This is a genomic window from Tabrizicola fusiformis (assembly GCF_013328815.1).
In the GTDB taxonomy this organism is placed as follows: Bacteria; Pseudomonadota; Alphaproteobacteria; order Rhodobacterales; family Rhodobacteraceae; genus Fuscibacter.
The window spans coordinates 34,384-47,540 of the sequence record NZ_JABUHN010000014.1 but is presented as its reverse complement, the minus strand read 5'-3'; the positions used below and the strand labels follow the sequence as shown (position 1 = coordinate 47,540).

Annotated in this window: 9 protein-coding genes; 7 read left to right on the top strand and 2 right to left on the bottom strand. The window is 66.9% G+C overall.

The features are described from left to right. Positions 1–55 precede the first annotated feature (55 nt). Positions 56–841 (top strand): l-ornithine N(alpha)-acyltransferase, encoded by a 786-nt coding sequence (olsB, locus tag HS053_RS18350; protein WP_174212699.1) that lies wholly within the window; start codon positions 56–58, stop codon positions 839–841. Continuing rightward, positions 838–1,674, top strand: coding sequence for a lyso-ornithine lipid O-acyltransferase (gene olsA, locus HS053_RS18345; protein WP_174212698.1), 837 nt, complete (start codon positions 838–840; stop codon positions 1,672–1,674). The genes olsB and olsA overlap by 4 nt, the downstream gene beginning before the upstream one ends. A gap of 71 nt (positions 1,675–1,745) precedes the next feature. Here the strand turns inward: olsA and HS053_RS18340 are convergent, their stop codons facing one another. Both HS053_RS18340 and HS053_RS18335 read right to left on the bottom strand, forming a co-directional pair. Then, complete coding sequence (locus tag HS053_RS18340) at positions 1,746–2,366, bottom strand: thiamine phosphate synthase (RefSeq protein ID WP_174212697.1); 621 nt, start codon at positions 2,364–2,366, stop codon at positions 1,746–1,748. A 27-nt stretch (positions 2,367–2,393) separates the two neighbouring features. Further along, positions 2,394–2,744, bottom strand: coding sequence for a TfoX/Sxy family protein (locus HS053_RS18335; protein ID WP_174212696.1), 351 nt, complete (start codon positions 2,742–2,744; stop codon positions 2,394–2,396). Positions 2,745–2,809: 65 nt separating this feature from the next. Between HS053_RS18335 and HS053_RS18330 the strand changes: the two genes are divergently transcribed. The 5 genes from HS053_RS18330 (at position 2,810) to HS053_RS18310 (ending at position 13,091) form a co-directional block, all read left to right on the top strand. After that, complete coding sequence (locus tag HS053_RS18330) at positions 2,810–3,550, top strand: RNA methyltransferase (protein WP_174212727.1); 741 nt, start codon at positions 2,810–2,812, stop codon at positions 3,548–3,550. Between the two features lie 99 nt (positions 3,551–3,649). Beyond that, entirely contained in the window at positions 3,650–4,912 is a 1,263-nt protein-coding gene (locus tag HS053_RS18325; RefSeq protein ID WP_241699927.1) for a lytic murein transglycosylase, read from the top strand. 149 nt (positions 4,913–5,061) lie between these two features. Beyond that, positions 5,062–6,219: a heme A synthase gene (gene ctaA / locus HS053_RS18320; RefSeq protein ID WP_174212695.1), complete on the top strand. Its 1,158-nt coding sequence runs from the start codon at positions 5,062–5,064 to the stop codon at positions 6,217–6,219. Then, positions 6,216–7,700, top strand: coding sequence for a carboxypeptidase M32 (locus tag HS053_RS18315; protein WP_174212694.1), 1,485 nt, complete (start codon positions 6,216–6,218; stop codon positions 7,698–7,700). The genes ctaA and HS053_RS18315 overlap by 4 nt, the downstream gene beginning before the upstream one ends. Positions 7,701–7,865: 165 nt before the next feature. Then, positions 7,866–13,091: a M10 family metallopeptidase C-terminal domain-containing protein gene (locus tag HS053_RS18310; RefSeq protein ID WP_174212693.1), complete on the top strand. Its 5,226-nt coding sequence runs from the start codon at positions 7,866–7,868 to the stop codon at positions 13,089–13,091. The last annotated feature ends 66 nt before the right edge of the window (positions 13,092–13,157 follow it).

Here is a 13,157-nt window from a genome sequence, read left to right as displayed (position 1 = left end):
TGCGGGGCCGCAGGCCCTATCCAGCACCCGAGGCCAGAGCCGGAACCTGCGTGTGATGATCGACGATGATGCCGCCTTCACCCTGCGCCTGGCGCAGGACGCACGCGATCTGCGGGCCGCGCAGCGGCTGCGCTATGAGGTTTTCGTGGCCGAGCTTGGCGGTTCGGGGCCATTGGTGGACCATGAGGCCCGGCTTGAGGCCGACGATTTCGACCCGATCTTCGACCACCTGCTGCTGATCGACAACCGGCGCGATCCGGCGGCACTTGAGGATGTGGTGGGGGTCTATCGCCTTTTGCCTTCGGACCGGCTGGCCGAGGGCGGACGCTTCTATTCCGAGGGAGAGTTCGATCTGGCCGCTCTCAAATCCTCGGGGCGCAAATTGTTGGAACTTGGTCGGTCCTGCGTGCATCCCGACTATCGCGGCGGCACGGCGATGTTCCATTTGTGGAACGGGCTCGCTGCCTATGTGCTGGAACGCGGGATCGAGGTGCTGTTCGGTGCGGCCAGTTTTCATGGCACCGACATCGCGGCGCTGGCACAGCCGCTGTCCTATCTGCACCACAATCACCTTGCCCCGCCGGCGCTGCGGGTGCGCGCCCTGCCGCCGCACCGGCAGGAGATGAACCTGATCGCAGCCTCTGCGCTGGACCGGCGCGCCGCGATGGCGGGCACGCCGGCCCTGATCAAAGCCTATCTGCGGCTGGGCGGTTTTGTCGGTGACGGGGCATGGATCGACCATGCCTTCAACACCACCGATGTCTGCCTTGTGATGGACACCGAACGGATGAGCGCCAAGCACCGCGATTTCTATACCCGCAAGAAGGTGCGTGAGGGATGAGTGACGAGTCCGGCGGCGCCGAAGATTGGCGCAATGTGCCGATCCGGGTGCCGGCGCGCGGCATTTCCGGCTGGTTGCGTGTGCTGTGGCGGGGGCTGGTGCTGGGGCTTCTGACCTATGGCTGTCTTGTGCTGCTGTTGCTGGTCCGGCTGGTGGAGCGTCCGCTCTGCGGGCAGGCGCGGCCCGTCACGCCCTTCATCACGCAATTCGTCTGCCGCATGGCCTTTGTCATTCTTGGCCTGCCGTTGATCGTGCGGGGCACGCCGATGCGGCAGAAAGGGGCGGTGGTGGCCAACCATTCCTCATGGCTGGACATCTTCGCCCTGAACGCGGTGCAGCGGGTCTATTTCGTCTCGAAGTCCGAGGTGGCGGGCTGGCCCGGCATCGGCTGGCTGGCCCGGGCGACCGGCACCGTCTTTATCGCGCGCAAGGGCAGCGAGGCGAAACGGCAGCAGGCGCTGTTTGAAGAGCGGCTGCGCATGGGCCACAAGCTTATGTTTTTTCCCGAGGGCACCAGCACCGATGCGCAGCGAGTGCTGCCGTTCAAATCGACGCTCTTTGCCGCCTTTTACAGCCATGGGCTGGACCGCGTGCTGCATGTGCAGCCGGTTACGGTGGTTTATCACGCACCCGCGGGGGAAGATCCGCGCTTTTACGGCTGGTGGGGCGAGATGGACTTCGCGCCGCATCTGCTGATCACGCTGGCGGCGCGGCGGCAGGGGCGGGTCGAGGTTATCTTTCACCCCGACGTGCCGGTGGATGCCTTCCCCGACCGCAAGCAACTGGCCGCCCATTGCGAACGGGTGATCCGCACCTCGCACCCTTTCGCCTGAGTTCCTCCTCGGGCGCCTTCGGCTTCTCATCGCCAGCGCCCCGCGACGAGCGCCAAAGGCGACGAGGAGCCTCAGCCGAGCGGGGCGATCAGCGCCTTGAGCGCCGCAACAGGATCATCCGCGCCCCAGATTTCGGCGCCGATGCCGAAGAAATCGGTGACGGGCCCGAATTTCGCCACCAGTTCCGCGGTCAGCGCCCCTTCGGCGATGCAGGGCACTTCGATGACCTGGCTCCACCAGTCGAACAGGTCGAAATCGGCGCTTTCGCCCTTGCCAAGGGCGGTTTGCCCGATCGGACCAAAGGCGGCGTAATCGGCCCCGGCCTCGCCTGCGTTCATGCCCTCATGCCGGGTCGTGCCGCAGAAGGCGCCGACGATGGCATCCGCCCCCAGATCCTTGCGCGCCTTGCGCACCGAACGGGCGCCATCGGTCAGATGCACACCGTCCAGCCCCAGCCGCTCGACCAGCAACAGATGATCCTCGATCACGATGGCCACGTCCCGCTCATGCGCGATCAGGCGGCAGGCGTCGGCGGCGCGCAACAGCGCGTCCTCGTCACGGCTGGCCAGCGACAGGCGCAGGCAGGCGATTTCGGTGCTGTCCAGCACGGCCGCCAGCCGGTCGGGGAAGACCTCCAGATCAAAGGCGGGCGGCGTGATCAGGGTGATCTGCGGGCGTTCGGCGTCGGACATGCGGGCTCTCCTGTCGGTCGGCCTGCCTTAGCGGGTTTTCGCGGGCTTGGCCAGTTTCGGCGGAAGCGCCCGGACACAGGCCAGCGCCAGCGCCATAAGCTGCCAGCGCCGCGCGTCATCGGCCACCAGTCCGGCATCGGCGCCGATCATCCCCACCATGGGCCGTCCGCCCATTTCCAGCGGGCCAGTCCCGGGCAGGGCCAGTGCGGCGCCATAGCTGTCCTTGCCGACGCGGAACATCACGCCGCCCTTGTGAACGCCGCAGACCATATGCCCGCCCAGAAGAAAGGCCAGCCCGCCGAACATCCGCCGCTCGGCTACCGGCTCTGCCGCCAGATCATCGCGCAAAAGCTGCGCCACCCCCTCGTCCCAGGCCATCGCGCCCTCCTTGTCAGCCGCCCTCTGCCAAGCTATCACGCGGCCTTGCCCAAGCCAAAGGTCTGCTGATGATCCCGCCCGTCTTCATTCTTGTGCGGCCCCAGATGGGCGAGAATATCGGTGCCGCCGCCCGTGCCATGCTGAATTTCGGGCTGGAGCGGATGCGCGTGGTTGCCCCGCGCGACGGCTGGCCGAACCCCAAGGCGGCGGCGATGGCCTCGGGCGCCGGGCGGCTGCTGGACAATGCCGGGCATTTCCCCGATCTGGCGGCGGCGGTGCGCGATTGTGACTATGTCTTCGCCACCACTGCGCGGGGCCGCGAACTCGTCAAGCCGGTGATGACGCCGGAACGCGCGATGGAACTGGCCCGCGCCCTGACAGCCGAGGGTAAGCGGGTGGGCGTCCTGTTCGGGCCGGAACGGGCGGGGCTGGAGAATGAAGACATCGCCCATGCCAATGCCATCGTCACCGTGCCGGTGAACCCGGAGTTCCCCTCGCTCAACCTTGGCCAATGCGCGCTCTTGATGGGCTATGAATGGCGCCGCCAGACGGTCGAGGTGGCACCCGAAGTCATGGGTCTGGCCCGCACCGATTTCGCCGAAAAGCACGAGGTCGAGCGGCTGGGCGACCATTTCGAGGAACGGCTTGACGCGGCTGGTTTTTTCTTTCCCGAAACCAAGGCGGAAGGGATGCGGCAGAACCTGCGCCATATGTGGAACCGGCTGAACCTGACCCGGGCGGAAGTGCAGACCTTTCACGGCATGTTGCGTCAGATCGCCTTCAAGCTGAAGCAACAGGGCGACTGACGGCGCCCGGATGGGCGGAACCGCGCAGGCGCTGCGCGGGCGGGGTTCTCAGCCCCGGCGATGCCGCCTATCCTGCGGCCAAATCAGAGGAGGCGCAGGATGGGTTCGGCGATGGCGAAAACGCTGGGTGGGCAAAGCTTTGGGCGCCGGGCCGTCTTGGGCGGCATGGGGCTGGCGCTGCTTTCGGCCTGTGTCGGTGGTGGTGGCGGGGCATCCGCCCCGGCGCAAAGCTGGCGTGCGGTGCCGAACCCGGGGTTTGACGCCTGGGTCGCGGCCTTCCGCGACCGGGCGGCAGGGCGCGGCATCGCGCCGGGCGTGCTGGATCAGGCGTTCCGCCATGCGGGTTTCCTGCCCGGCGTGGTCGAGCGCGACCGCAACCAGACCGAATTCACCCGCACGGTCGAGGATTACCTTTCCATCGCCGCCTCGGATGAGCGGGTCTCGCTCGGCCGGCAGATGATGGGCCGCTATGGTTCGGTTCTGGCCGCGGTCGAGGGGCACTATGGCGTGGACCGCCACATCGTTGCGGCGGTCTGGGGGCTTGAAAGCTTCTTCGGCACAAGGCGCGGAGACGTGCCGGTGATCTCGGCGCTGGCAACGCTGGCCTATGATGGGCGGCGGGGCGAGTTCTTTGAAAGCCAGCTTGTCGCCGCGCTGAAAATCCTTCAGGCGGGGGATATTGCGCCCGACCGGATGCTGGGAAGCTGGGCCGGGGCGATGGGCCATACCCAGTTCATCCCGACCTCCTACCTTGCCTATGCGGTGGATTTCACCGGCGACGGGCGCCGCGATATCTGGAGCGACGATCCTTCGGACGCGCTGGCCTCGACGGCGGCCTATCTTTCACGCTCGGGCTGGGTTCGGGGGGAGCCTTGGCTGATCGAGGTGCTGCTGCCTGCGGGGTTCAACATGGGGCTGGCCGGGCGCGGCAAGGGGCGTTCCACCGCCGATTGGGCGGCGATGGGGGTGCGGGCGGCGGCGGGGGGCAGCCTGCCGGGGGGCACCGCCTCGGTTCTGGCACCTGCGGGGGCGGGCGGGCCGGGCTTCATGGTGTTCCGCAATTTCAACGTGATCCTGCGCTATAACAATGCCGAAAACTACGCGCTGGGCGTCGGCCATCTGGCCGACCGTCTGGCAGGTGGCGGCGCGCTCCGCGGCAGCTTTCCGCCCGATGCCACCGGCATGAGCAAGGCCGACCGGCAGGAGTTGCAGCGGCGGTTGACCGCGGCGGGCTATGACACCGGCGGCACCGACGGGGTGATCGGCGCCAAGACCCGCGCGGCGATTGAGGCGTTTCAGCGCGCACGCGGGCTGGCGGTGACAGGTGAGCCGAGTTTGGCGCTTCTGGCGCTGCTGCGATAGGCGCGCGGGGGATGGGCAGATTGCCCATCCTACGTTCTGAAAGGGACGCCCCGCGTAGGATGGGCAATCTGCCCATCCCCCCACCCATCGCGGGGCCTTGAAGCCCCCGGATGGCGGGCCTAGTCTCCGCGCCAGTTCAGGGGGCAGGCATGGCCGGAAAACGCAAGCTGTTTGAAGAGGTCGGCACTGGGGCGCAGGCGCCCGTGGCGCCGGTGGGCGGGTTGATCGACGGTCCGTCGCGGGGCGCACGGGGGGGGATCCGGCTGTGGCTGGTGGCGATCTTCCTTTTGGTGGCCGCGATGATCGTGGTGGGCGGTCTGACCCGGCTGACCGATTCCGGCCTGTCGATCACCGAATGGAAGCCGGTCACCGGCGCCCTGCCGCCGTTGACCGAGGCCGACTGGGCCACCGAATTCGCCAAATATCAGGCCAGCCCCGAATTCCAGTTGCAGAACAGCGCGATGACGCTGGATGCCTTCAAGTCGATCTTTTGGTGGGAATGGGCACACCGGCAGTTGGGCCGGGTGATCGGGCTCGTCTGGGTGGTTGGGTTCGTCGGCTTCCTCGTCGCGCGAAAAATCCCTGTCGGCTGGACTGGCCGCCTTCTTGGCCTTGGCGTGTTGGGCGGGCTGCAAGGCGCCATCGGCTGGTGGATGGTATCGTCGGGGCTGAAAGGCACGATGGTCGATGTCGCCAGCTACCGGCTTGCCACCCATCTGGGGCTGGCTTTCGTCATTCTGGGGCTGGCGGCGTGGTATGTCTTCCTGCTGGGCCGGGGTGAGACCGAGCTGATGCAGGCCCGCCGCGCCGGGGAGCGCAAGCTCAAGGGCCTGTCCACCGGGCTGATGCATCTGGCCTTCGTGCAAATCCTGTTGGGCGCGCTGGTGGCGGGCATCGACGCGGGGCGCAGTTTTCCGACCTGGCCCGATATGAACGGCAGCTTCTTTCCGGCGGATGCCTTTTATGTGCCGGGGGGCGGCGGGGTCTGGCACGCCTTTCTTGAAAACCCCGGTCTGGTGCAGTTCAACCACCGCATGGCGGGGTATCTTCTGCTGGCTTTGGGCATCGTGGCCTGGGTCAAGGGCCGCAAGTCCGCCCATGGCGCCACGCGGGCGGCGTTTCATGCCGTGCTGGCAATGCTGCTGGCGCAGGTTGCCTTGGGCATCGCCACGGCGCTGACGCTGGCGCATGTGCATGTGGCCATCACCCATCAGATTGGCGCGGTGATCCTCTGGGTTCTGATCCTGCGGGCGCGCCATTTGTCCATTTACCCCATTGCAGGTTCGATCCGGGAGGGAACGGCATGAGCGTGAACAACAAGGCTTTTGCCGCTCTGATGGCCCATCAGCGCCAGACCGAGGCGCTGTCGATGGTGGCCGAGCGTCTGGGCTGGGATCAGGAAACCATGATGCCGCGCGGCGCCGCCGAGCAGCGGGGCGAGGAAATGGCGGCGATGGAGGGCGTCTTGCACGCCCGCCGCACCGATCCGCGCATTGGGGAATGGCTTGAGGTGGCCGAGGCGCCCGATGCGGCGGGACAAGCCGCGCTGCGGCTGATCCGCCGCAGCTATGCCCGCGCGCAGAAGGTGCCCGGCGATCTGGCCGAGGCGCTGGCGCGTCTGACCTCGACCGCGCAGGGCGTCTGGGCCGAGGCGCGGGCGCGCGATGATGTGCCGGGCTTCCTGCCGACGCTGGCCGAAGTCATCGCGCTCCGTCGGCGCGAGGCGGAATGTCTCGCCGAAGGCGGCGATCTTTATGACGCGCTGATGGATGATTACGAGCCGGGCGCCACCGCCGCGACCATCGGCGCGATGTTTGACCGGATGCGCCCGCGTCTGGTGGCGCTGCGCGAGGCGGTGCTGGGCGCCACCTATCAGCCCAAGGCGCTGACCGGCAATTTCCAGACCGAAACGCAGTTGCGGCTGGCGCGCGATCTGGCTTCGGCCTTTGGCTATGACTGGTCGCGCGGGCGGATGGACCTTGCAGTGCATCCCTTCAGCTCGGGCGGCTGGAACGACAGCCGGATCACGACCCGGGTGGTGGAAAGCGAGCCGTTCAACTGTTTCTACTCGACCATCCACGAGGTCGGCCATTCCAGCTATGAGCTGGGCATCGACCCCGATTATGCGCTGACGCCCTTGGGCCATGGCGTGTCGATGGGCGTGCATGAAAGCCAGAGCCGGATTTACGAAAACCAGATGGGCCGGGGCCGTGCCTTTACCGGCTGGATGTTCGGTGAGATGCGGGCGCGTTTTGGCGATCTGTCGGTGGACAGCCCGGAAGGGTTCTATCACGCCGTCAACCGGGTGCAGCCCGGTTTCATCCGCACCGAAGCGGATGAGGTGCATTATAACCTGCATATCATGATGCGCTTTGACCTTGAGCGGGCGCTGGTGCGCGGCGACCTTGCCGTGGGCGATCTGGAGGCGGCGTGGAATGACCGTTTCAAGGCCGATTTCGGCGCGGTGGTGGATCGGCCTTCGAACGGGATGTTGCAGGACGTGCATTGGTCCTGCGGGTTGTTCGGCTATTTCCCGACCTATACCTTGGGCAATGTCTATGCCGGGTGTCTGTGGAAATCGCTCACGGCGGCGGTGCCGGGGCTGGAGGCCGGGCTTGCCGCGGGCGATGCCACGGCGGCGACCGGCTGGCTGCGGGAGAACCTGCAACGCCAAGGCGGATTGCGCGAACCCGCGGCCACCATTCAGGCCGCCTGCGGCTTTGCCCCCGATGAGGGGCCGCTGCTGGACTATCTCGAGGCGAAGTTCCGCGACATCTATGCAATCTGACGTGGCCGCCGCGCGGATTTCGGGGATGGAGGTCTAAACCCGGGGTATAAACCGGGGTCTCCATCCCGGGGTTGAGGGCGTTTGGACTTCGGTTTATTGCGCCTGTTCGGTTTCGGGGGGCTTGCTGGCCCGGCGTTTCCACCGCCCTCAGCCAGCAGGTTTGCCATGCCGATTCCCAATACGAAGGTCTTTCTGAACTCTGCCATCCTGTCGGGTGGCGGCTATACGCTCACGCCGAATGCGCCGGGGGATCTGACCTCGACGCTGGCACCCGCGCCGGCGACCGGCTGGGTTGCTTCGGTGGGCGATCTGAATGGGGACGGGATTGCCGATGTGGCGGTGGGGGCCGCTGGCGATGACGACAAGGCTGCCGAGGCCGGGCGCGTCTATGTCATGCTGGGCGATCCGGCGCCCGGCAGCACGGTTGGGGTGGCTGACGGTGTTCTGGGGCAGGTGGATACCTGGATCATCGACGGGGTGAACGCAGGCGACATGACCGGCTTTGCCATCGCCGGCAGCGGCGACATGAATGGCAATGGCCGGGGGGAGCTGCTGATCGGGGCGCCGGGCATGGCGCGCGGCACCGCCGCCGATGCGGGGACGGCCTTTGTCGCCTTTGGTCCGGCGGTGGGCGGCGGGCTTGATCTGGGCGATCTGCTGACCTCGGGTTCGGGCGAGGGTTTTGCGATCCGCGGCCAGTCGGCAGGCGACATGGCGGGTTACAGCGTGATGTCGGTGGGAGACCTCAACGGCGACGGCCGGGCCGATGTGCTGGTCGGCGCCCCCGGTCAGGATGCCGGCGGCACTGACGCCGGGGCGGCCTATATCGTCTGGGGCAAGGCGGGCGATGCGCCGGTTCTGCTCTCGAACGTCGCGGCGGGGACGGGCGGCTTCAAGATCACCGGCGCGAGCAGCGGCGATGCGGTGGGCACCACGCTGGGCGTTTCGGCGGATCAGAATGGCGACGGTCGGGCGGAAATCCTGATCGGTGTGCCCGACTACAACGACGGCGCCCCGAACCAAGGGGCGGTCTATGTCGTCTTCGGCAAGGCGACGGGCACAGGCGTCGACCTGAACAATATCGCGGCGGGGATCGGTGGCTATATCATCACCGGGGTCGAGGATGATGATGCCGGGGCCGCCGTCGCGGGGGTGGCGGATGTCAACGGCGACGGGCGCGGCGATATCCTGATCGGCGCGCCGCGCTCGGACCGGGCCTATGTCGTGTTCGGCAAGACCGATACGGCGGCGGTGGACCTTGCCGATGTGCGGGCCGGGATCGGTGGCTATGAGATCATCGCCGAAAATGCCGGAGACCTTGACGGTCTGGTGGTGCTGGGCGGCGGCGATCTGAACCGCGATGGCATCGCCGACCTGATCCTTGGCGTTCCGGGCAATGAAGAGGGCGGCACCAATGCCGGGGCGGTCTATATCGTCTGGGGCGGCGGGCAGGGGCCTATTGACCTCGCGGCGGTGGCGCAGGGCTTTGGCGGTGCCAAGATCGTCGGCGCGCCGGGCAGCCTGACCGGCTCGACGCTGGCGCTGTCGCCCGATCTGAATGGAGATGGCACGCAGGATCTGATGATCGGGGCGCCGGGCTCGGGGGAGGCGGTGAAGGTTCTGTTCGCACCCGCCTCCTGGCAGCCGGACCTGAACATCTATGGCACCGAGGGCGCCGATCTGATGGGCCCCGGCTTTGGCGGGGTGAACCAGATCGACGCGGGCAATGATGCGATCATGGGGCTGGGCGGCGATGACACCATCGCGGCGGATGCCGGCGACGACATGATCGAGGGCGGCGCGGGCAATGACAGCCTTGATGGCGATGCGGGCAATGACACGCTGGACGGCGGCACCGGCGCCGACGCGATGAACGGCGGTCTGGGCAATGACACCTATATCGTTGACAGCGCGGGCGATACGGTGTCCGAACTGGGTGGCGACGGGGTTGATACGGTTTATGCCGGGGTGGCCCATACGCTGGCCGATGGCGTTGAAAACCTGATCCTGACCGGGGCTGCGCGCAGCGGCACCGGCAATGCCCTTGCCAACAGCCTGACCGGCACGGCGGGGGCGGACACGCTGGACGGGGCTGCGGGCGCCGATACGATGGCCGGAGGTCTGGGCAATGACCGCTATATCGTGGATGACCTTGGCGACGCGGTGACCGAACTTGCAGGCGGCGGCACGGCGGATGAGGTGGTTTCCTCCATCAACATCACGCTTGCCGCCGAGGTCGAGCGGCTGGTCCTGACGGGCGCGGCGCGCATCGGTACCGGCAACGCGCTGAGCAATTATATCGCGGGCACCGTGGGGGATGACCGGCTCGACGGTCTGGCGGGGGCCGATACCATGGCGGGGGGCGCAGGCAACGATACCTATATCGTCGATGCCACCGCCGATCAGGTGGTCGAACTTGCCGGCGGCGGCACGGCGGATCGGGTCAACGCCTATGCCAACTTCACGCTCGGGGCCGAGGTCGAACAGCTTTACCTTTATGGTTCTGCCCGCGCGGGCACCGGCAATGCGCTGAACAATCTGATCGTGGGCACGGGTGGGGCCGATACGCTGGATGGCGGCGCCGGGATTGACACGCTGACGGGCGGGGCGGGCGGCGATACCTACCGCGTCGATAATGCGGCCGACAAGATCAATGAAACCGCCACGGGCGGGATTGATACGGTCATTGCCACGGTGAACTACACGCTGGGCGCCTATGTCGAAAACCTGACGCTGAGCGGCGCGGCCCGGGTGGCCACGGGCAACGGCGCGGCAAACCGGCTGGTGGGCACCGGGTTTGACGATACGCTGAACGGCGGCGGCGGCGCCGATACGATGGAGGGCGGCGCGGGCAACGATGTCTACAAGGTCGATAACGCGGGCGATGTCGTGATCGACACAGCAGGCAGCGACCGGGTGGATGCCAGCATCAGCTACACCCTGACCGCCGGGATCGAGGCGCTGCGCCTGACTGCCGCCGGGCTGACCGGCACCGGCACGGCGGGGGCGGATGCGCTTTCGGGCTCGGCAGGCAGCCAGACGCTGATCGGGCTTGAGGGGGCCGACACGCTGGACGGCGGCAGCGGCGCCGACATGCTGATCGGCGGCGCGGGCGACGATACCTATATCATCGACGACATCGGCGATGTGATCGTCGAGGACATCGGCGGCGGCACCGATACGGTGGTTCTGATGGCGAATGGCCTGACGGCGCCCCTCAATGTCGAAATCATCCGGTTGGGCGGCACCGCCACCTCGGCCACCGGCGGCGCGGGCAACAACACGCTGTCGGGCGGCATCGGCGATGACAGTCTGGACGGCGGCGACGGCGACGACCTTTTGAATGGCGGGCGCGGCGACGATGATCTTTACAGCCGGGGCGGCAGCGACACGCTGGTCGGCGACGATGGCGATGACGTTTATCACATCTCTGGCGGTTCGGTGACGATCGAGGATTACTCCGGCCGCGACTGCATCGACAGTTCGGAAAGCACCACCAACGATTACATCGACCTTTCGGGCGAGACCGAGAGCGAGATCGAAGGCCAGGTCGTGGTCGTCACCCCGGGCGGCACCACATCGCGCCCGCTGGATGTGCAGTTCCTGCAAGACCGCTCCGGCTCGTTCGGCGATGACATTGCCACGGTGCGCGGACTGGTGCCGCAGATCGTGGCAGCCTTGCAGGCGGTTCAGGCCAACAGCGCCTTTGGTGTCTCGTCCTTCATCGACAAGCCGGTCGGCCCCTTTGGGGCTGCGGGCGAATGGGTCTATGCGCTGGAACAGGCCATGACGACCAGCGCGGCGACACTGGCCAGCATCTACAATTCCATGAACGTGCTGAACGGTGCCGATGGACCCGAGGCGCAGATTGAAGGTCTGATGCAACTGGCGCTGAACGCCGCCGCTGCCGGATATCGCACCGATGCCGCCCGCTTTGTGGTGCTGTTCACCGATGCTCCCTATCATGTGGCGGGCGATGGCGCGCTGGGCGGCATTTTCACGCCGAACAATGGCGATGCCTTCTATCCGGGCGGCGGCGCATTGGAAGACTATCCGCAGATCCCGCAACTGATGGCAGCCTTGCAGGCGGCCAACATCATTCCGATCTTCGCCGTCGCGGGCGGATATGAGACGACCTATCAGGGCCTTGTCACCCAGATCGGGCGGGGCACGGTGGTCTCGCTGACGGCAGACAGTTCGAACATCGTGGCGGCCATCACCGCCGGGATGACGGCGGCCACCACCACCACCATCGAAGAGGCCAATGCCGGAAGCGGCGATGACACGGTGATCGGCGGCGGAGAAGACAACAGCATCCGCGGCAATGCCGGCAATGACAGCATCGAAGGCCGCGCCGGCGACGACTCGATCGAAGGCGGTCTGGGCGACGACGACCTGAAGGGCGGCGACGGCGACGACACCTTCCTTGTCGGGCTGGGTCAGGGGGCTGACGCCATCGACGGCGGCATCGGTCTGGACCGCATCCTTGCCACGGCGGCCAATGTCATCATCGGGCTGGAAAGCGTGACCGGGATTGAAGAGATCAGCGCAGGCGGTTTTGCCAATGTGTCGGTCAAGGGGACCGCTCTTGCCGACCTGCTGGATTTCAGCACCACTACGCTGACGGGGATCACCCTGATCGACGGCGATCTGGGCAATGACACGATCAATGGTTCGGCCGGGGCCGATACGATCAGCGGCGGCGCGGGCAATGACCTGATCCAGAGCGGCGGCGGCGATGACGTGATCCGCGTTTCGGGGGCTGGGGCAGGGCGGGATGTGGTCGATGGTGGCGCGGGCTATGACGTGATCCGCGCGACCGCCAATGGCACGGCGATCTCGCTGACCTCGGTCACGGGGATCGAGGAAATCTCGGCTGGGGGCAAGACCGGCGTCACGCTGCGCGGTTCGGATGCGGCCGATCGCATGGATTATTCGGGCATCACCCTGACCGGGATCACCAATATCTCTGGCGGCAAGGGCAATGACACGATGACCGGCTCTGCCGGGGGCGATGTGATCACGGGGGGCGCGGGGCGCGATGTGATGACGGGCGGGCTGGGGGCTGACAGCTTTATCTTCGTCAGTGCCGCCGACAGCGGCACGGGCACCCAGGGCGACCGCATCACCGACTTCACCACAGGGTCGGATGTGATCAACCTGTCGGCGCTGGACGCCGATCCGCTTGCGGCGGGGGATCAGGCTTTTGCCTTCATCGGCTCGGCGACGTTCAGCTTTGTCGCGGGGCAGGTGCGGGTGGTGGACAGTGGTGCGGGCTATGGCCTGCTGTCCGTCGATATCGACGGCAACGGCACCTCTGATTTCGACATCCGCGTGACCGGCGCTGACGGTCTGACCTATGTGCCGGTGCTGTCCGATCTGCTCCTCTGATCTGCGGTGGCGCGGGGCAGGGCGGTAACGCCCCCCCCCCGCGCCCCGCGTTCTGCCCTCTGCGCC